Source organism: Pseudoalteromonas luteoviolacea H33-S (genome assembly GCF_001625695.1).
Taxonomy (GTDB): Bacteria; Pseudomonadota; Gammaproteobacteria; order Enterobacterales; family Alteromonadaceae; genus Pseudoalteromonas; species Pseudoalteromonas luteoviolacea_B.
In genome coordinates this window covers 77,273-102,877 of record NZ_AUXY01000133.1, presented here as the reverse complement: position 1 = coordinate 102,877, position 25,605 = coordinate 77,273, and the positions used below count along the sequence as shown (strand labels likewise).

The 25,605-nt window shown below is 41.5% G+C and carries 29 protein-coding genes; 11 read left to right on the top strand and 18 right to left on the bottom strand.

The genetic code is table 11. From position 1 onward, the window contains the following. Positions 1–18: 18 nt before the first annotated feature. The 5 genes from N477_RS24375 to N477_RS24355 form a co-directional block, all read right to left on the bottom strand. Complete coding sequence (locus tag N477_RS24375; protein WP_063364054.1) at positions 19–858, bottom strand: hypothetical protein; 840 nt, start codon at positions 856–858, stop codon at positions 19–21. 343 nt (positions 859–1,201) lie between these two features. Next, a complete protein-coding gene (locus N477_RS24370; protein ID WP_063364055.1) occupies positions 1,202–1,642 on the bottom strand; it encodes a hypothetical protein in 441 nt (146 codons plus the stop codon). Between the two features lie 231 nt (positions 1,643–1,873). Then, complete coding sequence (locus tag N477_RS24365) at positions 1,874–2,737, bottom strand: hypothetical protein (RefSeq protein WP_063364056.1); 864 nt, start codon at positions 2,735–2,737, stop codon at positions 1,874–1,876. A 210-nt stretch (positions 2,738–2,947) separates the two neighbouring features. Beyond that, complete coding sequence (locus N477_RS24360) at positions 2,948–4,222, bottom strand: metallophosphoesterase (protein ID WP_063364057.1); 1,275 nt, start codon at positions 4,220–4,222, stop codon at positions 2,948–2,950. Positions 4,223–4,273: 51 nt separating this feature from the next. Continuing rightward, positions 4,274–7,063: a TonB-dependent receptor gene (locus N477_RS24355; protein WP_063364058.1), complete on the bottom strand. Its 2,790-nt coding sequence runs from the start codon at positions 7,061–7,063 to the stop codon at positions 4,274–4,276. 310 nt (positions 7,064–7,373) lie between these two features. Between N477_RS24355 and N477_RS24350 the strand changes: the two genes are divergently transcribed. The 3 genes from N477_RS24350 (at position 7,374) to N477_RS24340 (ending at position 9,820) form a co-directional block, all read left to right on the top strand. Beyond that, positions 7,374–8,285: a GGDEF domain-containing protein gene (locus N477_RS24350; RefSeq protein WP_063364059.1), complete on the top strand. Its 912-nt coding sequence runs from the start codon at positions 7,374–7,376 to the stop codon at positions 8,283–8,285. Beyond that, on the top strand, positions 8,285–9,277 hold the full coding sequence (locus N477_RS24345; RefSeq protein WP_063364060.1) for a helix-turn-helix transcriptional regulator: 993 nt from the start codon (positions 8,285–8,287) through the stop codon (positions 9,275–9,277). Before N477_RS24350 ends, N477_RS24345 begins: the two co-directional genes overlap by 1 nt. A 93-nt stretch (positions 9,278–9,370) precedes the next feature. Next, complete coding sequence (locus N477_RS24340) at positions 9,371–9,820, top strand: hypothetical protein (RefSeq protein WP_063364061.1); 450 nt, start codon at positions 9,371–9,373, stop codon at positions 9,818–9,820. A 79-nt stretch (positions 9,821–9,899) separates the two neighbouring features. Here the strand turns inward: N477_RS24340 and N477_RS24335 are convergent, their stop codons facing one another. Both N477_RS24335 and N477_RS24330 read right to left on the bottom strand, forming a co-directional pair. Next, complete coding sequence (locus tag N477_RS24335; RefSeq protein WP_063364062.1) at positions 9,900–10,826, bottom strand: electron transfer flavoprotein subunit alpha/FixB family protein; 927 nt, start codon at positions 10,824–10,826, stop codon at positions 9,900–9,902. After that, the gene (locus tag N477_RS24330; RefSeq protein ID WP_039609730.1) at positions 10,823–11,575 is read right to left on the bottom strand and encodes an electron transfer flavoprotein subunit beta/FixA family protein; all 753 of its coding nucleotides are present in this window, start codon (positions 11,573–11,575) and stop codon (positions 10,823–10,825) included. The genes N477_RS24335 and N477_RS24330 overlap by 4 nt, the downstream gene beginning before the upstream one ends. 175 nt (positions 11,576–11,750) lie before the next feature. On the opposite strand from N477_RS24330, the gene N477_RS24325 reads away from it, so the two are divergent. Together N477_RS24325 and N477_RS24320 are read left to right on the top strand one after the other, a co-directional pair. Then, complete coding sequence (locus N477_RS24325) at positions 11,751–13,400, top strand: electron transfer flavoprotein-ubiquinone oxidoreductase (protein ID WP_063364063.1); 1,650 nt, start codon at positions 11,751–11,753, stop codon at positions 13,398–13,400. 94 nt (positions 13,401–13,494) lie between these two features. Further along, positions 13,495–13,977 carry an acyl-CoA thioesterase gene (locus N477_RS24320; RefSeq protein ID WP_046357112.1) on the top strand — a complete coding sequence of 161 codons (483 nt, stop codon included), beginning with the start codon at positions 13,495–13,497 and terminating at the stop codon, positions 13,975–13,977. 38 nt (positions 13,978–14,015) lie between these two features. On the opposite strand, the gene N477_RS24315 is transcribed toward N477_RS24320, so the two are convergent. The 7 genes from N477_RS24315 to N477_RS24285 form a co-directional block, all read right to left on the bottom strand. After that, a complete protein-coding gene (locus N477_RS24315) occupies positions 14,016–14,531 on the bottom strand; it encodes a hypothetical protein (RefSeq protein WP_063364064.1) in 516 nt (171 codons plus the stop codon). A 199-nt stretch (positions 14,532–14,730) separates the two neighbouring features. Continuing rightward, positions 14,731–15,168: a GNAT family N-acetyltransferase gene (locus tag N477_RS24310; protein ID WP_063364065.1), complete on the bottom strand. Its 438-nt coding sequence runs from the start codon at positions 15,166–15,168 to the stop codon at positions 14,731–14,733. A gap of 92 nt (positions 15,169–15,260) precedes the next feature. Beyond that, complete coding sequence (locus tag N477_RS24305; protein WP_039609725.1) at positions 15,261–15,650, bottom strand: Rid family detoxifying hydrolase; 390 nt, start codon at positions 15,648–15,650, stop codon at positions 15,261–15,263. A gap of 116 nt (positions 15,651–15,766) precedes the next feature. Then, complete coding sequence (locus N477_RS24300) at positions 15,767–16,126, bottom strand: response regulator (RefSeq protein WP_063364066.1); 360 nt, start codon at positions 16,124–16,126, stop codon at positions 15,767–15,769. 123 nt (positions 16,127–16,249) lie between these two features. Beyond that, entirely contained in the window at positions 16,250–16,903 is a 654-nt protein-coding gene (hxpB, locus tag N477_RS24295; protein WP_063364067.1) for a hexitol phosphatase HxpB, read from the bottom strand. Then, positions 16,900–17,379: an ASCH domain-containing protein gene (locus tag N477_RS24290; RefSeq protein ID WP_063364068.1), complete on the bottom strand. Its 480-nt coding sequence runs from the start codon at positions 17,377–17,379 to the stop codon at positions 16,900–16,902. Before N477_RS24290 ends, hxpB begins: the two co-directional genes overlap by 4 nt. Positions 17,380–17,478: 99 nt before the next feature. Continuing rightward, complete coding sequence (locus N477_RS24285; protein ID WP_063364069.1) at positions 17,479–18,138, bottom strand: FMN-dependent NADH-azoreductase; 660 nt, start codon at positions 18,136–18,138, stop codon at positions 17,479–17,481. Positions 18,139–18,276: 138 nt separating this feature from the next. Between N477_RS24285 and N477_RS24280 the strand changes: the two genes are divergently transcribed. Then, the gene (locus tag N477_RS24280) at positions 18,277–19,116 is read left to right on the top strand and encodes a LysR family transcriptional regulator (RefSeq protein ID WP_063364070.1); all 840 of its coding nucleotides are present in this window, start codon (positions 18,277–18,279) and stop codon (positions 19,114–19,116) included. A 14-nt stretch (positions 19,117–19,130) separates the two neighbouring features. Here the strand turns inward: N477_RS24280 and N477_RS24275 are convergent, their stop codons facing one another. Beyond that, entirely contained in the window at positions 19,131–19,670 is a 540-nt protein-coding gene (locus N477_RS24275) for a TetR/AcrR family transcriptional regulator (RefSeq protein ID WP_063364071.1), read from the bottom strand. Positions 19,671–19,785: 115 nt separating this feature from the next. Between N477_RS24275 and N477_RS24270 the strand changes: the two genes are divergently transcribed. Both N477_RS24270 and N477_RS24265 read left to right on the top strand, forming a co-directional pair. Continuing rightward, positions 19,786–20,265, top strand: a complete 480-nt coding sequence (locus N477_RS24270; protein ID WP_063364072.1) for an HPP family protein — start codon at positions 19,786–19,788, stop codon at positions 20,263–20,265. 123 nt (positions 20,266–20,388) lie between these two features. Next, positions 20,389–21,504, top strand: a complete 1,116-nt coding sequence (locus N477_RS24265) for a pyridoxal-phosphate-dependent aminotransferase family protein (RefSeq protein ID WP_063364073.1) — start codon at positions 20,389–20,391, stop codon at positions 21,502–21,504. A gap of 44 nt (positions 21,505–21,548) precedes the next feature. Here N477_RS24265 and N477_RS24260 read toward each other — a convergent pair whose 3' ends face one another. Both N477_RS24260 and N477_RS24255 read right to left on the bottom strand, forming a co-directional pair. Further along, entirely contained in the window at positions 21,549–22,055 is a 507-nt protein-coding gene (locus N477_RS24260) for a cytochrome b/b6 domain-containing protein (RefSeq protein WP_063364074.1), read from the bottom strand. Between the two features lie 123 nt (positions 22,056–22,178). Continuing rightward, positions 22,179–22,823 (bottom strand): hypothetical protein, encoded by a 645-nt coding sequence (locus N477_RS24255; RefSeq protein ID WP_063364075.1) that lies wholly within the window; start codon positions 22,821–22,823, stop codon positions 22,179–22,181. Between the two features lie 189 nt (positions 22,824–23,012). Between N477_RS24255 and N477_RS24250 the strand changes: the two genes are divergently transcribed. The 3 genes from N477_RS24250 (at position 23,013) to N477_RS24240 (ending at position 25,029) form a co-directional block, all read left to right on the top strand. After that, positions 23,013–24,032 (top strand): helix-turn-helix domain-containing protein, encoded by a 1,020-nt coding sequence (locus N477_RS24250; RefSeq protein ID WP_063364076.1) that lies wholly within the window; start codon positions 23,013–23,015, stop codon positions 24,030–24,032. Positions 24,033–24,171: 139 nt separating this feature from the next. Next, positions 24,172–24,579 (top strand): hypothetical protein, encoded by a 408-nt coding sequence (locus N477_RS24245; protein WP_063364077.1) that lies wholly within the window; start codon positions 24,172–24,174, stop codon positions 24,577–24,579. A 21-nt stretch (positions 24,580–24,600) separates the two neighbouring features. After that, the gene (locus N477_RS24240) at positions 24,601–25,029 is read left to right on the top strand and encodes a type II secretion system protein GspG (RefSeq protein ID WP_063364078.1); all 429 of its coding nucleotides are present in this window, start codon (positions 24,601–24,603) and stop codon (positions 25,027–25,029) included. An 18-nt stretch (positions 25,030–25,047) separates the two neighbouring features. Here the strand turns inward: N477_RS24240 and N477_RS24235 are convergent, their stop codons facing one another. Continuing rightward, positions 25,048–25,401 carry a gamma-glutamylcyclotransferase family protein gene (locus N477_RS24235; protein WP_063364145.1) on the bottom strand — a complete coding sequence of 118 codons (354 nt, stop codon included), beginning with the start codon at positions 25,399–25,401 and terminating at the stop codon, positions 25,048–25,050. Positions 25,402–25,605 lie beyond the last annotated feature (204 nt).

Genomic DNA, 25,605 nt, shown 5'->3' with positions numbered 1-25,605 from the left:
CCTGCTATCACCACCTTCCTAACGCGGCACAAAGCGTTCAGTAAAGAGTTTTATCAAAATATTAGGTAAAGGATACTTTTTATAAATTACCTTCAGATAGGCCTGCCATGCGTCTTCTTTGAGCTTTTTAAGTTCATCCGCAGATACAATACCGTCGAAAATTGCCGAGAAATCCTTTAAAAACTGTACATCTCGACGTCGACTGGTTTTAGCATACCCCTTGCCAGCATAGTGAATAAAGTCGGCATCTAGGTAGCTGCCATTACCAAACATATCCATGTGATTAAATGCTTTATCAATCCCCTGATGTTTTAAACCATGTTTATGCAAACAATAATTAAAGTAGCTTTGCTCGTAAAAAGAGACCTCATTACATAACAGCTGCAGGTCTTCTAAATTAGTTATTGAGAATAACCCAGCTTCTTTAGAAGTCAGTATTACTCCTGCATTGTAATATGTCGGCATACCACTTTCAGTTGCCCATTCTACTGGCCCTAACTTTTCACAAATAAGCGAAATATCTGCTTGGCGGTCTTTTAGCAAACCTTCATTAAGCCAATAAGTTGTATCTAACTCTTGATGCAGTTCAAATATGTCTCGTGCATCTGGTCGAATGATAATATCAGAGTCAACGTAGAGTACTCTGTCATACTCATGCAATAGCTCCCCAATCCTAAGCTTTTCAGTCCAAGCAGGAGATGCATTAAACTTGGGGTTAACAATATCTATTTTATAGTGTAATTGATCAGATACGATTAAATCAGCACCCACCTTTTGCGCGTAAAGTTTAAAACTATGTAGTGCAGCTTTGTACATTGGGTTGTCACCAATGGCCAAAGTAAAAATGGCTTTTTTCATTACTCTCCTTTGTCCAAAACCTTGCGAGATGACAACCTCGCAATTATTTGAACGCTTTACTCAGTCAGAAAACCGCTCAGATTCTAGAAGATAAGCGCATATGTTACAAATATATTTATAAAATAAACCCAGGCCATTGATATATTGGATTTTTAATAACTATGGATAAAAATATTATCTTCGTATAGCCATGTTAATTTGCCAAGGTAACATCACCCGAGCTTAAATGCTGTTCTATATTGAAACAAAGAAAATGAAAAATGTATTATTCTGTCATTTTATGTTGCTCATTGACTGTTAGTTTGACTAAGCTTCATTTCTCATAAAGCTTAGTAATTAATCATCAAAGGTGCGTACTATCGGCAATGGTCAGCTCACCATTTAATGACATTCTAACCTTGTCTTCGTTATATATTTCGAGTTTACCTGGTAGTCCAACCAAGTAAGTCATTTCTGGAGAAAACAATTCTACCCAATCGTTGTTTTTATACTTTTGAATGGAATGCTTTATGGTGCTCGCTTTTCCACGCTTGATAGATTTTTCATAGTCTACATTTAAAACTACTCTATAAGTCGGTCTGTTCTTTTCATCGTAGTAGGTGATATCCGCAGGCTGTTCATCTTTGAGTGTCATTTTGACTTCATACAAGGCCTCTGTGCCAACTTGAAGTGCAAATTCATATTTTAAATTAGATTCAGGTGTCTCGTTCGCAGCCTGCGCACTACCGAAACAAAAGCAAAAAGATGTAATGAATAAGGTCGATTTATACCAATTATTAAGCATGAGTTACTTCCTAGTTTTATTTTATATATCTATGGATATTCCACATATATTAATTAGCTTAAAATGAGCCATAAGGTGTGGAAAATAATGTAAATCTAGAACGGTAAGATATGACTAAGCGAATGAAGATAGACTGAATAGTTAATAATTGCAGAGTTTTACATATAAATAATAAAAGTTATTTAAAGTCAGAAGAGGCGGTCTATTCCCCCTCTTCATTTACATTTGTATTTAACTACCAATATTAGTCGACACCTTATAGCTCATTTGAACATCTTCAACAAATTCGCTCATGCCTGGGCGTTTCAAAAATAGCGTGCGTGTATAGTTTGAGATAGCCCATATGACACCTTCTCTATCGACATCGATATTATAAAATGAGCCAAATTTAACCAGATTACCATTATTCAGTGTGTATACGCTCTGCGGTCCATCGTTGCTGCCATAAACACTGGCTACAACAAACACTTGGCCGCCACCAACTGCGATGTCAACAAGCGAACATAAATCGCCACAGGCTACTTTTTGTTGTGCCCACTTTACGCCATCATATTTAAACAACTTGTCACTTTCGGTGATAGCCCAAATAACACCACCCAGCGCAACATCAATTTTTTTAATTTTTTCATTGCTAATGGCATAGTAACCTTCGAAACTATCGCTGACATCATTGAACTTCTTCAAAGTACCATCGCCATTCACGCAGTATGCATGGTCAACTGTAAATGAGCTTACATCCTTTGCGCCCCAGCAGCCAACAACCGATTGCCAGTCATAGTTTTGGTATCGATATGCATTGCCGTTTTCTCCAACCGCAAAAGTCGCTCCTTCATAATATGCATACCCTTTATCATCAGGTCCGGTACCAAAATGATAGTGAAAATATCCACCTGCTGTTGCAATGGCCTTTTGACCATGTGGCAATGGCTTTTCACGCCACAGCCCAGCTGAGTCATCTTTATGCACCCAAGGCACGCCTAAATGATCAATCGCGACACGCACAGGTGAATTTATTTCCGCCTCGGCTTGCGCGTTACCTGATAGCGCCACGCCCAAAGTTGCAATCACAGCCAATGTTAAACTTGTAAGTTTCATTTCCTTATTCCTATGTTTATTGTTGCCTCGACTGGATAGTTACATAAATATAACAGCTGCAATTGTACCCATATGCGTAATTTAGATACTTTTCTAACAAGTTTTGGGAATTATTCTTACCATTTTCTAGTACTCCAAATTATTGATAAGTTTTAACAATCAAAAACACTGCTGCACACAGATACATACAACAGTGCAATTTAAATAGTCCTACTCACTACGATGTTTAAAAGAAAAGCTCGCTTCAGGGATCACTTGTCCAGACTTGTCATGTGGTGTGGTATAAAAGCTCACATTTAAGCTGTCGCTACGATTATCGAGCTCAATATGGGCAAAGCCCCAAATAAAGCTTTTAGCCCAAATTAAGTCATATTCTGGGTAACGTTTTTCTTGTTGCTGAGAAAATGGTGTGTGCGTCCCACGCATTTTTGAGGCTGCTCCACTGATAATAAGTGGAAGTTTTGGCTTGTTGTTACCCGGCATAACACGAGAGCAATCATCCGTCAGTAACTCAAGATCATGCTCATGTCCTGCAATGTAGGCATCTGCATACTGACATAGCTCAGGTAAAATCAGTCTTCTAAGTACATGGCCCTCATCATATTTAGTTCCACCAATAGACCACAAGATGTGATGTCCATACACAATCTTCCATTTTGCGGTTGATGTTTTCAGCCCCTTAGCAAGCCAAGCAAGTTGCTTATGGTCTTCACCATTGACCGGCGACTCATGTATTTCTATGTCCTCTACTTCAGCATGTCCGTGTGCCAGTGCCGTCGCAAGACCTTGCTCACTGCCATCTTTTGCCAGAGGAATTTCATAATAATGCTGCCCTGATAACAGCATATTTGTATCGAGCACAAAAAACTCTACGTCATTGCCTGCCTCGCCCATTTTGTAACTGTAATATCCGCGTTTATCCATATGAAAGTTAGGTTGATTAGCCATCCATTGCGTTTGCAGTTTTACGCCCTTTCGAGATGTCTTCCAATCATGATTGCCGAGTGCAGAGTACACCACCAGTTCTTTATTATTCTTAAATAGCGGCTTTAAGGGACCTAATATCAAATCATTCATGCGCTTTTGGTCATCTTTGCCATCATTCGCATCCGCACCATCTGGGTAGATATTATCGCCAAGCTGAATGCCAAACTCGCAAGCTTTGCGCTCACATAGTGTCGCCATTGCTTTACCAACAGCCGCAGCACCGGTATCTTCTGTTGCGATTTCTGTGCCAGGATAAACGTAAATTGGCGCGTGATTAAATTCCTCTATTGGCCTGTGATCCTCTAACCAGTCAGCGCGTTCGGCTTCTATAAATTGCAGTTTGTTTTTAGGCTTTTTAATATGCTTAGTTTTTGGATAATCAGGGTGATATCCCCCGTCACCAAAAGCCAAAAACGAAATAGAATCTTTAGCTGCCACATTAAATGAGCCACTGAGTAATAACGCAGATACTGCGAAGCAAGAGGTAGATAACTTCATACATTTTCGCTGCAAGGTTACCCAAGCAGCGCCATTGTTGTTTTTAGAAAATTAGAAAGAACTTAAGGTGATACCCAATTGATAGGCGCGGCCATAACTTTCATACTGATAGTTATAACGCTGCTCGCCGTGATACACGTAGTACGGCTCATCCGTCAGGTTGACTGCATTAAAGTAAATCTGGGTTTGCTCATCTATGAAATACTTCACACTGAGGTCTATTTGGTTATGGGCGTCTTGATACACTCGCGCATCATTCTCGGTCATAATGTACGACTTACTTTTGTAGCTAGCACTGAGGCGGGCACTGATCTCGTCATTTTCATAACCAATCATCAAGTTCGCCACTGTGTCAGACTGATTTGGCAGACCCTCATCCGCATCAATAAAAGTGCCATTCGCTGAAATCATCAGGCCATTATCAAAGTTTTTCGTATATGCCAGCTCAATGCCACTGAGTTGGGCTTCTCCACCATTGACCGACTGGATCACCTCTTCAAAGCCATCCCACTTGCCATTGTCTTGGACTTGCTGCTTAGCAATATAGTTATCGATATTTTTGTGGAACAGCCCCGCAGACATAATGCCAATCTTGCCGGGGTAATACTCAATTGAGAAATCAAGGTTGCTCGATTCATAAGGATTTAAATCGGGGTTGCCAACCTCGCCTTTACGCTCAACTTGAATACCATCGTCATCACTGGATGTTTCGCTCTCTAATAACTGAAAAGCAGCGGCATCACCAAAGCTTGGTCTTGCAATCGTATGTGTGTAGGCAAAACGCGTGATTACTTCATCCGAATAGGCATACCTGAAAGTCAGGTTTGGTAATAAGTGGTCGTAGCTTTTGCTGACATTCCATGGCGTAATTACAACTTGTTCGCTGTCTTCAATCTCATTTTTAAGCAGCTCAACGCGACTCCCTAATGTCTCATAGTCAGTATCTTCGTAGCGCAGCCCAGCAATAACATTTAAATCATTAATGTCGATACTCGCCATCACATATGCAGCCGCTACACGCTCTTCAGATGAATAAGATTTACCTTTGCTCTCAATGTCTGTTTCTAATTGATTAAGCGTGAAGTGCGCTTGATTCTCTACAAAAAAACGTCTTATGCCACTGCGCGACAGACCAGGTCCAAACTGGCCAAGATCGTAACCTGGATTGTCTGTTGCAAAGCGCATTGCCGTAACGTCATCAAAACCGCCATCATAAACGCTGGTATTCACAAGGTTGCGTTTTTCACGGTCGCTGTATTTAACACCAGCTTTTAACTGTGCATTGTGCCCTTTTAATACTAAATCTTTACTCACATCGAGTTTAAAACTGAGCGCGTCATCTTCGCTGAGGTTATGCTCACTGACAATCTCATCTAATGCGAAATTACTTAGGTCATGGGCATTGTCCGAGTGAGCGAGTGTTGGTGCGTCACCTAGACTGCCGTAACCCAGTGCAAAACCTTCTCCTGCAAAATCGACATCTAATCGGTTAGGCTCAATTTCATCCGATTTTGAATAGCCAAGGTTGTATTCCACAAACCAGCTTTGCAGTATGTGCTCCCCTCCCGCCACCAACGACAGAATACTTTGCTCTTCATATCTGTCCTTGGTGTCCCTGTCCATTTCCGCGTCAGTGAAATATGCCGCACTTGAACTTGACTCTGCTTCAATGTACTTGCCTTTGTCATACTTATATTCGTTGCGAAGACGATATTCATCGTCCGAGAATTCACTATATAAAGTCCGCAAATAGTACTTATTGAATGTATTATGATGAAGGTCTAAGTTGAGCGCAGCACCAAGTCGTTCACGAGTTACTAGGTAGTAACGCTGCTCTATCTCTTCGGCGCCATAAAATGCAGTATCTTCTCCTGTTGAGGCCTCTTCTTGTTCTAAAGCCATCCAACCCCCATCCGTTTCCATATTATGCGATCCAAACTTTCGTTCGAACCAAGAAACGGCTGTCGCCACACCTAACTGCGTATCATTGGAAAGCGCAAATATATCGCTAAAACTCGCTGACAATTTAGGGCTGGATTCACTAACCTGTTCGTTATAAGAGCCTTGCGCCGTAAAGCTATAACTGTGCCCTTGCCTGTCAAACGCACTGAGGCTTTTTACATTGATACTGCCACCAATCGCACTGGCGTCCATATCTGGCGTAACGGTTTTGCTCACTTCTAAGCTTTGAATAATTTCACTGGGGATCACATCCATTGCGACACTGCGTACACCCGCCTCAGGCGAAGGTACGTTGGCACCATTAATCGACACATTATTCAGCCCAGGATCAATACCGCGAATTCCAACAAAGCGCCCTTCACCTTGGTCGCGCTGAATATACATCCCCGGTAAACGCTGTAATGCTTCTGCTGCATTTTGATCAGGAAGCTGGCCAATGCCATCTGCACTCACCACAGACATAATACCGTCGGCATTTTTTTGTCGGTTAAATGCCCCTGCTTGTCCTGCGCGCTGGCCAACCACAATGATATTATCCAAATCTTCTTGCACAGGCTTGAGCTTCACAGCCACTTGCGTTAGTTGGTCGTCATTGATTGTTATTATTTGAACGGAAGATTGAGCACCAATATAGGAGATTTCCAGCGTGTATTCCCCAGCGGGCAGTTTAGTAAACACAAAACGTCCATCTCGACTTGTACTGATGTGTTTATTTAACTCAACGAGTTTGACATGCGCGCCTTCAAAAAACGCTTTATTTTGTGTATCTCCTACTTGCCCTTGCAGTGTATTTGCATGTGTGCCACTTGCAAACACGCCCAATAGTAGCGCAATGGCTTGATAGGACTTTGAAAAAGGTAACGGTAGTGATTGTTTCATATTTATCTCTTACAGATTGTGTTGATTGATTACCCTAAAAATCGCAGCAACAATATCTGGACAATATGAATTATTTATTTCATCACTAAACCGAAGGTACTGATTTAGCTAGCTTTTAGATTAAAACACTGAGCATTTGAGCTAATTTCACCCTCTTAAATAAGCTCAAAACAATAAACTGAGACTCTTTTAGCCTTAAATTGCCATCAAAGTTAAAAAAACTGTCAAAGTAATGAGCTAAATTGACCCTGTTCAAGAAATTTCACTGCAATAACATAACAACAATAAACATTTTGCTCGGCATCAATTTATGGCTCACTTTATTACATCGATAAAACACATTCATTTATGGGCACTGCTTATCGTGTCTGTCACCATCACAATATTAATGGCAGTACACTTTGGTGAATTAAAACCTTACGCCCAATTCGAAATACTTGACGCAATTGGTGAAGGAGGACTTGCTGCCATGTCTTTAGTGTGGCTAGTTGCAACATTATTGAGCCGCCCACAAGGACGCGTTACGACGGCGCTTTCTTTTGGCCTAACCTTGATGCTGATTTCATTGCTCTTAGATTGCCTAGATGAGTTCTTTTCTTTTAACCACATCCATCCAACTCTCAGCTCACTTGAAGCTTTCCCCGCATTACTCGGTATGATTGTGATGAGCATTGCCATGTATTGGTGGTATCAAGAGCAAACTTTTTTAAACTTAACGTTATTAAGAAAAGAGCGACATTTTAGAGAGCATACCTTTACCGACTATGTGACTGGTTTATACAGTGCGCGCTACATGGAAAAGCAAATTGACGCGGAGGTTTCGCAGCTCATCGATGATGGTACTCGGTTCTGTGTCGCAATCTTAGACTTAAAAGCCTATAGCCAGTTTTGCTTTAAACACGGTATCACCAAAGGCGAACTATTACTTCGCGACACAGGGCAATTGATCACTTTAAATATTCGAGGCTGCGATCTCACCTGCCGTTACGCTGGTGATAAATTCATTGTTTTATACCCTGCGACTAAGCTCAGTACTGCCATAGACATCACAAACCGAGTGTGCACTGCCGCAAAAGTCCACCACCAGTACGATAAAAATCTCGTCACATTAAACCCGAGTACACTGCACTATGCGTGCATTGAAGTTTCATTTGCAATGCAAAGTGAGCAGATTTTTGAGCAGCTGATGGCTCAACTTGCTCACAATAAGCAGGCTTGTTAATGCCTTACTTTGAATCAAACAATCTAAGATTTAACAGTCATCAATTGTTAGAACCACTGGTTGAGCTGGCAAAGCAACGGGGAATACATCCAGACAAAGCGCTCAAAGGCACAAAAATATTTTACAAGGATTTCGAAAATCAAAACCACAAATCGAGTTATACGCAACTAGAACAGATCATAGAAAACATTACAAAACACAATTTAAGTCAAGACATTAGCTTTGTTTTAGGCCAACACCTATTGCATAGTCTCTGTGCTAAATATGCATCGTATTTGTTTCATTGTATCGACTTGAAGGCGTTGCTGATAGCCTGTAAACAACTGGAAAATGACCTATTTCCCTACTTCAGCATACGTATGCTTAGAGAAGGGCAAGCTATTCATTTACTTGTAAATCCCGCTGTCAGTGAGCCATCCACTTGCACCTATCAATTTTTACTCGAGGTTTGGCTTAGCCTTATAAATGGCTTTATCAAATGGCGATTCAATAATTTAGAGATACAATTTCAACTGCCCTACAGCACGCCTGCGCACATTGAACATTACCATGCGATGCAGGTTGGTAAGCTATCATTTGGTCACCACGCCTGTACTGTCGAGATCCGAAAAACAGCACTTCAAACGCGGCAATACGATGCCGTTTCAGCTTTACAAAGCAATCTAGTCACTTTGCAGCCCTGCACATCAATAGGCTTTTTATCTTATGCAGAAACGTTTTTGATCCATCACCCCAAAGCATGCTTAGAAGATCTCGCCAACCACTTTAAGATAAGCGAAGCCACAATGAAAAGAAAACTCAGTCAACATAACAGTCAATTCAGTAGCTTAAAAGACAGAGTGCTTAGCCAGCAGGCCGCATTTTGTATTCAACAACAAGGTTACTCAAATGCACAGGTAGCAAAAGCACTCGCGTTTAACGATTTACCTAATTTTCGCCGCGCGTTTAAACGATGGTTTGGTGTCACACCGTCAGAGCTTCGAAATACTTAGACAGTCCCCGAGTGTTGTCTATTCACAATGAATGCCTCATGGAATGTTAATTGCTTATACTTCATACACCCAATCTCATTTTAAGGATAAAAGATGAACAGTAACATTACAGCCAGTTCTCCCCAAGTCTTAAGTGGGCATCAAGCTTTAAAAAACCGCCAAGCCATGACTGAAACGAGCTCAGCCCATAGTGCTCATACAGATACTCATAATAGTATACGCAGTAGGCAATTTGATTTTTCTAATATGACATTAGAAGAGCAATCAAATGCTGCAGAGGCGCTTTATCAGCAAGGCGTGTTAAGCATTGGCGAGGTTGCATTTTTAACTGGGCGATATAATTTAATTGAACATGATGGTGAGCTCGGCGGGACGACGCTTGCACAAGCAAAAGCTGAAAAGTTCGATGTGATAGGTCAATTAAAAGAAAACTTATCCACCGTTAAAAGTCAGGGCGCAGCAACACAAGATGTGGTCAGAAATTATGAAACTATGATCAACAAACTTGAAGTGTATCAGTTTGGCTTTCATGCCAGCGCATAATTATTAATTGTTATAATTCAAACATATTAAATGAAAAAAGCCGCGGCATAACGCACACGGCTTCAACAACCAGAATAGGCTACAGAGCTTGTTCTAGCTCAGGTAATACGTCAAATAAGTCGGCGACTAAACCATAGTCAGCAACTTGGAAAATCGGTGCTTCTGGATCTTTGTTGATGGCTACAATGACTTTAGAGTCTTTCATACCAGCAAGGTGCTGAATAGCACCGCTAATGCCCACCGCGATGTACAGATCTGGCGCGACAATCTTACCTGTCTGACCGACTTGCATATCATTTGGTACAAAGCCAGCATCAACTGCAGCACGAGATGCACCAATTGCTGCACCTAGCTTGTCAGCAACACCGTTTAATAGTGCAAAGTTATCGCCGTTTTGCATACCGCGACCACCTGAGATAATCACAGGTGCAGCAGTTAATTCTGGGCGCTCTGATTCAGTTTGCTCAACACCAACAAAACTGCTTAGGCTGTTCGCTGCGCCATTTGATAGTGACTCTACAGACACAGGGCCCTGCTCGCTCGCAGCATCAAATGCACTTGCACGAACAGTGATAACTTTTTGTGACTCAAGTGATTTAACCGTCGCAATGGCGTTACCCGCATAAATTGGGCGCTTAAAGGTGTCTGCATCTACTACGTCGACAATTTCAGAAATTTGTGATTTATCCAGTAGCGCCGCAACACGAGGTAAAATGTTTTTACCCGTCGTAGAAGCACTCGCTAAGATATGGCTGTAACCACCTGCCAACTCGACCACTAAATCAGCGGTGTTCTCGGCCAATTGGTGCTCAAAATTCGCATCGTCTACTAATTTCACTGACGTGACGCCAGCAATACCAGCAACAGAGTCTGCCGCAGCAGCTACATTGCTGCCCGCGACTAATACATCAACATCACCACCAATTTTAACAGCCGCAGTGATCACTTTTGCGGTTTCTGGCTTCAATACGCCATTTTCATGTTCTGCAATAACTAATACGCTCATGAGATCACCTTTGCTTCTGTCTTAAGTTTTGTTACTAGCTCTTCAACGCTCTCTACAATGACACCTGCTTCACGCTTAGCAGGCTCATCGACTCTAACAAGCTCAACACGAGGTGTTAAATCTACACCCAATGAGTCTGCTGCAATAACATCTAGCGGCTTACGCTTTGCTTTCATGATGTTAGGCAGTGTTGCATAACGTGGTTCGTTTAAGCGAAGGTCAGTGGTTACAATCGCAGGTAACGCTAGTGAGACTGTTTGTAGACCACCGTCGACTTCACGAGTTACCACAGCGTTTGAGCCTTCGATAACAAGCTTAGATGCAAACGTACCTTGACCACGTTTAGTCAATGCACCTAGCATTTGTCCAGTTTGGTTGTTATCTGCATCAATTGACTGCTTGCCAAGAATGACCAATTCTGGGTTTTCTTGTTCTACTAATTTAGCCAGTAATTTAGCAACATGAAGAGATTCTAATGTTGCATCTGTTTCGATGTGGATTGCCTTGTCAGCACCAAGTGCCAGTGCAGTACGAAGTTGTTCTTGGCAAGCTTTATCACCGATAGATACGGCAATTACTTCAGTTGCACTACCTGCTTCTTTTAATCTAATCGCTTCTTCTACTGCGATTTCGCAAAACGGGTTCATGGCCATTTTTACATTTGTAAGATCAACATCGCTGTTATCTGCCTTGACTCTCGCTTTGACGTTGTAGTCAATCACGCGTTTGATTGGTACAAGTACTTTCATGGTTACTCCATCATCTGGTTATTTGTATAGCTGACGCGTACGTCAATGAAACAATTTGATGAAACCAGCCTACTTCCTGTTGACGTAAACGTCAACCTAAAATAACCTTAGCTTAACGTAAAAAGAACTTAACTTGAGTTTAAGTTAATCTACCGTCAATGTATACGAGGTAAAAATGGTCGAACGTGAAACCATGGAATTTGATGTCGTCATAGTGGGGGCGGGCCCTGCGGGTCTATCATGCGCTATTCGACTTGCTCAACAAGCACAGCAAAAAGAACAAGAACTCATGATCTGTGTGGTAGAAAAAGGCTCTGAAGTGGGTGCGCATATTTTGTCCGGTGCGGTATTCGAAACCAAAGCACTAGATGAACTCATCCCTGATTGGGCACAAAAAGGGGCACCAGTTACTACCAAAGTCACTGAAGACGAAATCTACCTATTCAAAGATGAGCAAAACGCGACAAACTTGCCGCACATGGTGGTGCCAAAAACATTTAAAAACGACGGTAACTACATCGTTTCTATGGGTAATGTCTGTCGTTGGTTAGCGGAACAGGCTGAAGAGCTCGGCGTAGAGATCTTCCCAGGATTTAGTGCCCACTCTTTAATCATCGAAGACAAAGAAGTAAAAGGCATTGTCACAGGTGACATGGGCTTAGATAGAGATGGCCAACCAAAAGACACTTATATGACAGGTATGGAGCTTAGAGCCAAGTACACAGTATTTGCAGAAGGTTGCCGAGGACATCTTGGTAAGCAGCTAATCAAAGAGTTTGAGCTAGATAAAGATGCGACACCTCAGCACTACGGTATTGGCTTTAAAGAAATTTGGCAAATAGACCCTGAAAAACACAAAGAAGGGACTGTCGTGCATGGTACAGGCTGGCCTCTTGATAACGAGACACATGGTGGCTCATTTATGTATCATGCCGAAAATAATCAAGTTGTGGTGGGTCTTATTATCGACCTGAACTACAAAAACCCATATCTTAGCCCCTTTGATGAATTTCAACGCATGAAACACCACCCTGTCTTTAAGCAAACACTTGAAGGCGGCGAGCGTATTTCATACGGTGCTAGAGCCATTGCCAAAGGTGGCTTACATGCTTTACCAAAAATGCACTTCCCAGGTGGTTTATTGATCGGTTGTGATGCGGGAACTTTGAACTTTGCAAAGATCAAGGGTAATCACACCGCAATGAAATCAGGGATCATTGGCGCAGACACCCTTATCGAAGCACTCTCACAAGAAGATGCGAAAGCAGATTTACACAGCTTCGATGATAAGTTTAAAGCCAGCTGGCTACACGAAGAGTTATATCAGTCTCGTAATTTTGGCCCTGCCATGCACAAGTTAGGCCGCTACTTAGGCGGTGCTTACAACATGATTGACCAAAACTTTTTCTCCGGCGCATTACCATTCACCATCAAAGACATCAGCAAGGATTATGAGTCATTGAGACTTGCAAAAGATGCAACAGAAATTACTTATCCAAAACCAGATGGCAAACTCAGCTTTGACAAGCTCTCTTCAGTGTTTTTATCTAATACCAACCATGAAGAAGTGCAACCATGCCACCTGCAGTTAACAGATAGCACGATCCCAATTTCTGTGAACCTTGAGCAGTACGCTGAGCCTGCACAGCGCTATTGCCCTGCCGGTGTTTATGAAGTGAATGAAAATGAAGAAGGTGAGAAACAGTTTGTTATCAATGCACAAAACTGCATTCACTGTAAGACTTGCGATATCAAAGATCCCAGTCAAAACATTACTTGGGTAACCCCTGAAGGTGCAGGCGGTCCCAACTACCCGAATATGTAAAACCAACCAATTATTTACATATCCTAAATTGCAAGGGGCGAAATGCCCCTTTTTTTCTATACTTACCTCAGACTCAAAAAATGATGAGGTAGACATGGCCAACCAATCAGAAGTGATTTTCAGATTTTTAGCTGAACCAACCGATGTCAACTTTGGTGGGAAAGTACACGGTGGTGTTGTTATGAAGTGGATAGATCAAGCTGGTTATGCCTGTGCTGCTGGCTGGAGCGGTGCATATTGCGTGACCGTATCCGTGGCAGGCGTTCGCTTTCACAGGCCTATTTTAGTGGGTCAGATTGTTGAGGTGTCAGCAAAAATTGCGCATACAGGAAAAACCAGTATGCAAATTTTTATTCAGGTTCGATGCGGCGATCCGCAAAAACAACACATGGTCGAAACCAACCACTGCATCATTAGCTTTATCGCGATGGATCAAGCAGGTTACCCCATCCCAGTTTCAAAGTTTGTTGCTCAAACACCAGAGCAAAAAGCACTAGAACAATATGCCATCAAAATGAAAGACATTGCGATTCAAACGGAATCCTTACTGCAAGCCACATTCGACCAAGATGAATAGTAAAAATGAGCAATGGCGATTGCTCATTTATTTAGAGGTTAGCTAACTAACTGACGTTGTAACGACTTAAGCTCGCTCAGTGAACGTACGATATAGAGTTGTTTGTCACTGGCGATGTTTTTTAAGTTCTGTTCAAACTCATCATTCCAAAACTGTCGTGATAGTTTTAAATAATGATATGACTGACGTGTGCCCTGTATAATCGAACACCCTTGTGGCCACCCTTCTGGGGTTTTAATTAAGCCCTTAATTGCGCGTTTTGTCACAAGCCAATAGCTCAACCAATAGGGTAAGTCGATATAAATAAGAGTATCAGCGTGAGCTAGGCGCTGCTTGAAAGAACTCAGCGGACCCAGCCCCTCTAAAATCCAGCTAGATTGCTGTAAAATTTTGTCGTGGTTGTCATCAAACTGCGTTCGTGAGACTTGGCTGCCATCTTGATTAAACACCATGATATCTAACTGATGCAGAGGTAAGTCTACCTGTTTTGCTAAATATTTACTAAAGGTCGATTTGCCACTGCCTGGCTTGCCAAATACGGCGACTTTTTTCATTTATTTTCCTTAATAATTTGTCTCCCAATACCGCATAAAAAAACCCGCCGTATTGGGCGGGTTTGATAAAATCTTTGCACATCAAATCCCACCATTCCTATGGAATGATGATAATAATGTGTCGAATATTCTGATTAATTATTTTGTGCATTTTATCAGCATATCTGTACCTGTATTTTTTGTCAAAACTGTTTTTTATCTACAGGTACTTTTCCATCAAAATTAGAGGTTTTCCTTGATGCAGCGAAGTATTAAACTGTTTGTAACCCAATTTATTATAGATATGTAATCCGCGTTGGTTTGACTCAAACACGTCCAGCCAGATCCTTTGAGTATCAAACTGCGCCATGCAGTACTGTTCCATTTGTACAATCGCTTGCTGTCCAATTCCACGAAATTTGCTATCGACAACAATTCGTCTAAATTCAACTTCTCTGTTGGCTTGTCGCGCTAAGATGATAAATCCGGATAAAGCATTATGCGATAATATCGATAAGTAAATGACATCCTGCTTGTGCATTTCAGTTTGATGTTGCGCTTTTGTATAAGGGATAATGAATTTTGAGGTATCACTGCGTCGCTCCATCTCGATGAAGGCATCAATATGTTCGGCGATAGAGGGGATGAGTTTAAGCATTTTTTTGCTACTGAATTTTTATTCGTATGTAAATTAAGAGAGCATTACAGCTTAAAGAGGAACCTAAGCCCCTCTTAACCATTTCATCAGCACTATTTGCGTACTGCAATCGCTTCAATTTCGATGTTTACATCTTTTGGCAAGCGTGCAACCTCAACACACGAACGCGCTGGGTAGTTAGCAACTTGATGCTCATCGAAGAAATTACCGTACACCTCGTTAACTGTACCAAAGTCATTTAGATCTTTAACGAATACAGTAAGCTTTACAATATCTGCAACACTCAAGCCCGAAGACTCAACCACTGCTTTGACATTCTCAAGTGATTGTCTTGCTTGATCAGCAATGGCTTCAGGTACTTCACCTGTCGCTGGGTTTACTGGTATCTGACCAGAAGTCATCACCATGTTTCCTAAGTCAACCCCTTGAACATATGGGCCAATTGCCGCAGGCGCAGATTCTGTATGCAAAACTTTAGTCATTTTAATTTCCATTTCAGGTTAGTGGATAAACTGCGCTTATAGTCTCCGCCTTTTGGATTTTTTTCAAGTGCTTGAGGAAGGTTTGTGGGCTAGTTATAACCAATTAAATCGCTTTGCTATGCCAGCTTAAGTACCAGATCCGTGAGTAGTTCAGGTGTAAATGGCTTTGATATATAACCGTTTACACCTAACTCTTTCATCTCAAGTATTTTTTCTGGCGTGGTATCACCAGTGAGCATGATCACTTTCGTATGACGACAGGCCGGATTTTTCTTCATCCTTTTGATGAGCTCCAAGCCATTAATTTTTGGCATATTCCAGTCAGTTACAATTAAATCGTAACACTTAGCCGACATGGCTTTGAGTGCCTCTTCACCATTGGATGCCTGTGTTAGTTCTTTAAATCCTCGTTCTTGCAGGCTTTCACTGATAAGCTCTCTCATAAAGTAGGTATCATCTACGATCAAAATCTTCATGGCCTTCCTTACTGTTGTCATTTTGTGCATACCACAAATTGATGCTAGTAACAGCTCGCAATAATTGCAAAGTCAGACACCCTATTTAACTGTGTTTGAACGCATTTTGTTCAACCTGCTTTATCAAGCTCCAATTAAGTGTCGTGATGTGAGCCCTGCTAAACTAGCCAATTTGAAATCTGCTTGTGCAAATTGCACACAGTTAAATTGAGCGCTTGAAGGCACTGCTAATGTGCGCATATTTGCAGCCTTTGCGGCAAGCAACCCTGTGACAGAATCCTCCACTGCTAAGCATTTCTCTGGAGTAACGTTGAGCTTTGCCGCAGCACTCAAGTAGACATCTGGGCTGGGCTTACCTGACAGCTCGTCCTCTGATGAGCAGCAAACGGAAAAATAATGTGCAATATTGAGGACATTTAACACCACAGGAATTAGCCTCTCTGGCGCATTAGTCGCAAGACCAATCTTAATCTGCTTTTCACTTAAATAAGCCAAAGCCTCATGCACACCAGATAATGCCTTACCTTTTTGTAAAATAAGTTCCGCTACACAAGAGACGACGTTATCAGCGGCTTGTGAAATAGAAGGTCCATTCCATGGAGATTGCTGATACCAAAACTCAGCAGCTCCAATGGTTGTCATTGACGCAGTATTGGCTGCCAAATCATCTGTCACATCCACACCTAAACTTGTAAATACCTGTTTTTCAGCTTGTTGCCACATGGGCTCGGAATCAATTAAGGTGCCATCCATGTCAAAAATTACCGCTTCTATCATAGCTTCTCCAATGCAAAAACCACTTCAAATTCTTCACATACAATAGGCATATCTGGCTTAGGCACAAATGCAGTCCCCGCCAATTCTCGATGATAATATGCCCAGTGTACACGCTGCCAATAAGCAAGTGACTTATCGCCCTCTCCTTCTATTTGCGCATAAGCTTCACTGATCTGATTAAATGGGGTAACAGACACTTTGGTTGTTTTTATAATGCATTGAGCTTCACCTTGGTAGTTTGTCACTACATTTAAATCTCCTACTTGCGGCAATGCTTCATCATTTGCTTCATACCACCATAAAGACGGTGATGTGGCCTTTTTCTCTCCTGAAAGCACCAAAGCAAGGCATGCATTTGCATCCACTTCATTATCACAAAAGTGCCAACTTTCAAGTTTCCGCTCTGGTAAGCCTTGATCATCAAAATAATGTTTACATATTTGAGCAACTGAAGGGTCTTGAGAATTATCAGCCAAACCATACTCCTTTTGGCAAATTAATGGATATGCACCAATAATAAAGACAGTCAGACCGAGAATAAACAGCAAAAATCGCTTTTTGCTGTTACAAATTGATTATGCAAACTTATTTGCTAATGAGCGTGTTTCAACAAACGCCGTCTCCAGTGAGTTTTGATGACGTAAGTCAGCAAACTCTTGATATTCAGAGGCAATCTCAAATACTTGCTCACAGCCTAAGTACTTGGACAAGGTTTTAATATGCGGTGCTAAATGATTCATCGTCTCTCTTACTCCCCCTTTTTCGAAGCCAAACTCTCCACATGACGTAATTAGGACCAAGCTTTTCCCACTCAAAATCGGCTCTAGTGGAAAATCACCTCGATTTAAGTCAAAGCTAAATGTTTCGTGGATCCTGACTATCTGATCAAACCATGCTTTTAATTGTGCGGGCATACCATAGTTATACATTGGGGTAGAAATAACGATGATATCGGCCACTTTCACTTCTTGAATTAATTGATCTGATATTGCCAGCTTCTGGCGCTGTTGTTCACTGCGGCTCTGTTGTGGCGTAAATACAGCGCCTAACCAATCCTGATCAGTAAAAGGTGGAGGGTTCATCCCCACGTCGCGGTGCTGATATGCTTTTATGGATGAGTTTTCTTTTAATTTATCGATAAAGCTGTGGGCTAAGCGTTTAGAGATTGAGTCATGGTTTGGGTTGTCGTTGACACGCTTTCTGATACTTGAGTCTAAATGAAGTATTGAGTACATCGAGTTATATACCTATTGTTGCTGTTCTATGACTGCAATTTTGCTGTTTTTGCCATATCACGACAAATGAAAAGAACCCAGTTATAAATAAGTTTTACTCATGTATAATTAAAATGATTTTCGTTTTTGGAATAACCGATGACCAACGTATCAATGCAAGCACTTAAGGTCTTTGACGCTGCAGCGCGCCACAATAGCTTTAAACTCGCAGCCGACGAGCTGAATCTCACGGCAACCAATGTGTCTCATCATATTAAAAACCTTGAAACGCGCTTGGGCATCGAACTATTCATTAGAAAAACACGAGAAGTCACGCTGACTAAAGCTGGGGCAGATTTGGCAAAAGCCACCAGTTCTGGATTTAGTACCATAGAGCGAGCGCTTCATCAGCTCGTAGAGCAAAGTAAATGCGTGGTGGTGCACACCACCTCGTCCTTTGCGGCCCAAATGCTGATCCCTGCCTTAAGAGATTTTGCGAAATTAAACCCTGATATTGATGTCTCGGTGATCACCGGCGAACATCTGGTTCATGATAATCAAGCTATTACCATTCGGTTTGGTGATATTAGCCACATTGAAACGCACCAAATTCTCTCAATTGAGCAATTTAACTTATATCTCAATCCAAACCTTGACGGCATAAATCCAAGTACTGTTTTTATGCCAAAGTGGAAAAATCAATCTCTTTCCGAAGCCCCCTGGTCAGCGTGGTTAAGTCAAAACCAGATGAATGATAAACAGCATGAACTTATCACTTATGACCAAGAACTCTATTGCATTCAAGAAGCCATTGCTGGCGCTGGTTGTGTTTTTGCCTCACACAGCCTAGTTAACATGCTTGAGCAAAACGGTGTATTAACTTGTTCAGCTCACCAACCTGTTTCCTCAAGCTTAGGATATTATTTGCCCTCGCAAGAAGTACGCTACAGCCAACAACAGCAAATCTTTGTTGACTGGCTTAAAAAGCAATTTATCTAAACATGTATTTATTTCTATGGTAGTAACTTCAAACATGCAGATCTGTAAAACGCTTTATCATGCAAAATACAACCGAACTCAGCGCGTACTATCATGCCTTCAAAAAAAGTCAGTAGCATCTCGGCATGTTTTTGTGCATTAACTTGATTTTCACCCAGAGCACGAATAAACAAGGACAACAGCCATGCTTTATGATCGACGGCAATTTCACTTGGTTTTTGCTTTGTGCATTTAAATTCTGATTGGGCATGCATAAACATACACCCCTTAAACTGCGGCGAACCAAACCAATCAAAATGCCAATCGAGAATGGCTGAGATTTTATCCTTCGGACAGTCATGAACACTGACAACCTCATCTAGCATTTGCTCAAAGCGCACATGCCGCCTATGCAACACTGCCTCCACTAAACCAAGCTTATCGCCAAAGCGGCGATACAAGGTGGTTTTGGACACTTTGGCTTCATCTCTTATTAGGTCAACACCAACCACGTTAAACCCATGCTGGTTAAATAAGTCTTCTGCCACATCCAAAATATGCTGCTGTATATCCATGTTTTTTTGCCAAAAAAATTACTTGTCTGAAAGTGTACAAATCTGTACTCTTTTTATCAAGTGGTGTACAGACTTGTACATATTTAAAATTACAGCGCTAATATAAGGAGATAAAATGAGTAGATTAACTGATATCACAAAAGGTTTTGTGGGTGGTTTTTTAGGAATTTGGGGATTAGGTATGCTCTCTTCGTTTGTGCATCACCCGCTCTTAATGGCCCCATATGGCGCCACATGTGTATTACTCTTTGCGGTTCCTCACTCCCCGTTATCAAGGCCAAAAAATGTCTTCGGCGGGCATTGCCTTTCAGCTGCTATCGGCTTGTTTATATTATTTTTATTTGGCTCAAGCCTTTTATCCATGGCTATTGGTGTTGGGTTAGCAATTGCCCTAATGCAGATGTTCAAGGTGGTTCATCCGCCAGCAGGCGCTACCCCGCTTGTCATCATCATGGCAGGCAATACACACATCGACTTTTTATTGTTTCCGGTTTTGAGCGGCTGCTTATTCTTGGTTGCACTGGCCAGTCTTTTGAATTTAATGTACGTCAAATGGCAAAATACGACATGCTCAACAGAAACCATCATTAAATAAAATTTTCTTTAAACACTGGATAATATGTATCAATAAACACACAATAAAACTTCGATAAAATCCAAGCGCTTTTTTAACGCTTCATCGCTTAAATCGACTAACACGCTAACAACAGGAATTTTTATGTTTGAGTCTTTTAATCCAACACCACGTATATTAATGGGTCCAGGCCCCTCTAATGTATCTCCGAGAGTTTTAGGCGCCCTATCTAGGCCAACTATTGGTCATTTAGACCCGCAATTCATCGGCTTAATGGACGAGATAAAACAGCTCCTGCAATATGCATTTAACACACAAAATGCCTTTACTATTGCCCTATCTGCGCCGGGTTCTGCGGGAATGGAAGCCTGTATTGTGAATCTCATCGAGCCCGGTGATAAAGTCATTGTGTGTATTAATGGTGTATTCGGTGGTCGTTTAAAAGAAAACATAGAACGCGTTGGTGCAAAAGCCATTGTTGTCGAAGATAAATGGGGTCATCCAGTCTCAATTGACAAAGTGAGTGACGCCTTCAAAGCGAACCCTGATGCAAAAGCTTTGGCGTTTGTGCACGCAGAAACCTCAACAGGTGCACGCAGTGATGCAAAAAACTTATGCCAAATTGCACAGCAATATAACGCGCTAAGCATCGTGGATGCTGTTACTTCGCTTGGTGGCAGCGAGCTTAGAGTTGATGAGTGGGGTATTGACGCCATCTATTCAGGTTCTCAAAAGTGCTTATCATGCGTACCGGGGATCTCGCCTGTCAGCTTCAGTGAAAAAGCAGTTGAAGTACTTAAATCTCGTCAAAGCAAGGTACAAAGCTGGTTTTTAGATCAATCCTTGGTGATGGATTATTGGTCTGGTGAAGGTAAACGCAGTTACCATCACACTGCCCCGATTAACTCATTGTATGCGCTACATGAATCCTTACTTATGCTCAAGCAAGAAGGGCTAGAAAACGCATGGCTGCGTCACCAAAGGTTACATGAGCAGCTTCGTCATGGCCTTGAAAAGCTCGGCATTGAGTTTTTGGTTGATGAAACACATCGTCTACCTCAGCTCAATTCTGTATTGATGCCTGATGGGATTGAAGATGCGCAAGTCAGATCAACTTTATTAAGTAAATACAACCTAGAGATCGGTGCTGGACTTGGCCAGCTTGCAGGAAAAACATGGCGCATAGGTCTGATGGGCAGCACAGCCAATGAGCAAAACGTGGCCTTATTGCTTGCAGCTTTAGAAGATACCATCAAGTAAAAATTATTTTGCAGGGACAATCATTGTCCCTGCATTTTAACTAGCTACTTACGCGCATACAACACGCCCAAAAAGTGCAAACCTATCAGCCACCACAGAGTGTCAATGAGCATTAAATGAATGTCTAGCATTTTGGCATAGAAGCGTCCGTCAATGCTAATCGCATCAGAAAGTTGCACACCAAATAATTGAATAACCACTTCGGCGTTTATCGCCATACCCAATCCTGTGATCACCAACCCAGATAATATTAAATAAAAACATGTATGTACGCTTTTTACTAATCCCAAATGGAATGTATTGCGCATGGGTTGACGGGGAAGCCTGTTTACGAATAACTTTTCCCAGCCAAGCCGTGCCAAAATTAAACCAAATACGCCCAGCGCCATTAATGCATGCGTTTCAATCGCATCTTGACGGTGCAGCGCCTGACCTTTTATACGGTAATCGATATTGTGAATTTGCGTGCCCATATTCATTAAAATAAATAGGATCAAAAAAGCGGCAAACCAGTGAAGGGAACGATCGATAAAATAGTGCTTATTCTTCATAAAATAATCCTTTATTTCTTAGACAAAACCCTATTTATATTAGCGGCAAGAAATAAAGTTTCAATAATTTCTGAAAGAATAAAAGAGGGCTCGTGATGAGCCGCTCTGGACGATTGCTAATCGTTACGGATTGACGCTACAGTCTGTGACTTTTACCCAAGCTTCTGGATTTTGTTCAGGTGAGTCTTGAGTCCACCAGCTCGCCTTGTAAATTGCTTGCTCATATGTGACTTGGTTATCTCTCACATAGGTGTTGCCAGCTTCAAATTCAGGCGCTCTACATAGCGGTGACAGCGCACCATAGAATCCAGTAATCGAATCTAGCTTGAGGTTTGACGAAGTACCATAATCAACCCCTTCAGCTATGGTTACAGCACCATCAAATGCTGAAATATGCCAGTTAAACCTTATATTCGCGCTGTCAACGCTGCCATGAATTTCGATATTTGACACCAAAATGGCATCATAAGGCCAGAGTCCATACTCATGCATATACCCCTGAAAATCCCCGATCCAATTACTGATGCTTTCTGCCCCTGTAACTCTAAGTCCAGCGGTTGTTGGGTCTTGATAACGAAACCCTGGATTAACGGCCTGCTCTAAATTACTCACACGATCAGCTTCTTCGTGAATATTCCAAGAACTCATATATGCAAGTACATTTTGTTTTACCTGCTCTACTTGCACTGCTGTTAATGGCTCAGCGCTCACATTAAAACTTAAAAAGCTCGAACCTAATAAAACTAAACCTGCTTGAATAGATTTCATGATGACTCCTAGTCGTTGTATTTATCACCTTTTTAGTTTTAAAGCGCTGCAAACAAAATTATTCCATCTTGATAAAAGAGGAAATCTTTGAATTAATATCGATATCTATCAGGTCATTACACATGTCAATTTAGTTAAATTGACAATTCAGAACATGCATTACCCACGCTCACTAAGGATAAGTTGATTATGTGGCTTGAACTACAACAAGAGTTTTATCTCGTATCATGTTTATTAACATTATTTTGTGCAGGCCAAATGCAAAGATTCGAGTGTAGCTTTATTACCCGCTTGCCATTTTTGACCTTAGCGAATTGTGCTTTATTGCTGATCCCATTCACCAGCTATCTTCAAATTAAATTTAATATTCATACACCTTTACTTTCCCAGTTAGCCAACAACTGTATCTTATTATTTTGTGGGCTTGCTTATTTGTTCTATCGATATGACGTAACACCCAAGCTCAATACAATCTTGCTACATTGCACGCCTTTTTTTGCTTTTCTAATAGTCAAACTCGCCGACTTTCATACACAAACAGCGCTCATGTATGTTGTCTATTTTGGCTTGATGTTCAGCTATATAACGGCGATCTGGCATAGCCAAAGTGTAGAAAACGCAAAAACGTTAAAGAAAAGTAAGTTATTGCTGTACTGGGTCGTGTTTGTAGTTGCACTCAATGGCGGTGTTGCCATCGCATTTTTAAGTAAATCACCATTGACTTACCCTCTTTGGCTACTATTGAATACCAGCGTTTGTGTTTATTTACTGGCATGTTCTTTCACTGCGGTCTATCGCATCAAGCAAACTCACCTTGCTGGAACAGTTAGTGCACCAATATCAGAAAAGCAGCTGCAACTAAGCCCATCGATTGCCCAAAGCTGCATCGATGAGCTCAAAGAGTTACTTGAAGAAGAACAAGTATTTTTAGACAACCAATTGACGCTTGCACAGCTTGCAGACCAGCTTGGGCTGACTCAACATCAAACCTCAGAGCTGCTCAATGAGCATATGAACAAGAGCTTTTATACATTGCTCAATGAGCACAGAATCCATTTCGCTTGTGAGCTACTCAAAAAAAGTACAACCAGGGATAACATCACTCAAATCGCCCTTGATAGCGGCTTTAATAATAAAAGCTCTTTTTACACGGAATTTAAAAAGCAACTGGGCACTACCCCAAGTAAGTGGCGGGCTCAATATGCGTAAACAGCTTTCATAGTTATACAACAGGATAAATCACTGCTCTCAAACTACCCCTTTAATTAAGTGAGGATTCATTCATGCTAAGTAAGTTATTGCTTAGTGGAACTGTATTTACATGAATGAGCAACAAGGAAATTGAGTCGTGAAACGTTACCCTGCTTATGTCGCACTTATACTTACAATAATCTGTATTGCTCCTGTGTTTATGCCAACAACGCTATGTGGCCCACCACCACAGTTAAAAATCCAATCAGATGTCGCAGTGATAGGCAAAATGTTAGCTTTAAACGAAAAGACACTGGAACTGAATTTGAGTCGCGCAGACGACGTAACGCAATACAAAAACACTCTCACCAAGACGTTAAATGATTCTCTACTCGATCCATGGGGTAAACCATACGGCTTTGAATATTTAGGAAGTGAACCTAAAACTTTTATCATTTGGAGTATGGGTTCAATTGACTCAGAGGAAGGCTTGGTGATGTATTTATTCAAAGAAGAAGGAAGTACCTACAAAGTATCACTACTGACAAGGCAAAGTGATGAATAGTACATACCTGGAGAATATCCATTGAGCAAGCCCATTGTCGCGTTATTAATATTAGTTCCTTTATTGCTGTTAGTATTAATATATCAACCAACAATACATTGTTTTCCGCTATCCCCAGAAAGAGCAGCTAAGCTGGATATCCAACATTTAGGCACTGCCGCTGCCTTATATAGCAGCCTTTTAAAACATGATATTAGTCAAATCAAAGAACTACACGCCCTTGAGCAAACAGCCCCTAAACTAATCGATAATGTCCCCCTAGACCCTTGGGATAAACCCTACCATTTCAGATTTTTAGGAGGACAAGCTGAGGCTTTTGTTATTTGGAGTACAGGCTCTTTGGACTCAGAAGCGGGCTTGATAATGTTCACCTTTACAAAAGTGAATGGCGACTATAAAGCCGCTTTATTGCAAATCGCCGAACAACATACACTGCTCAATGCTTTATAAGATACACACTGAAAAGCATTAGCCTCTTGCTGACTCTGTTGCCGCGCAGACATAAGCCCAAGCTTGCTGACCTGATTGAAACTGCCCTGCTACCCTAACGTATTCATCCACCTCATACTCATCAGCCTGAGCAAGCTCCTCTGGGGTGATTTCAAATACCGTGCCCTCAACAATATCTGACTCGTTGCCTGTGTATTTCAAAATCGGATGTATGTCTTTACCACTGGTTTTAATCACCTCTGCATCGGTAATTTTAACCTCAGATAGCACATAGCCAACAAGCTGGTCTTTTTTGCCTCTTAGCTTACGGCCAAACGTTTCAATTTGAACATGTTCTAACTGCAATGTGCCATATGAAAACAGTTTTTCCATTTTTTGGTCTCTCTCAGTAAATAAATACGCCATTAGGCTCTGAAACTTATCTCGCAGAGTTCTAAAGTGCAAGCTTCTGATTAAATTAATAAATAATTCAATATGGTGGGTATTATAGCGGGTTTTGATAGCATTACTTTATCAATCACGCTAACCACAAAACATGGGTAGCGTGATTGCGATTCGACTGGAAATAAAACAGCC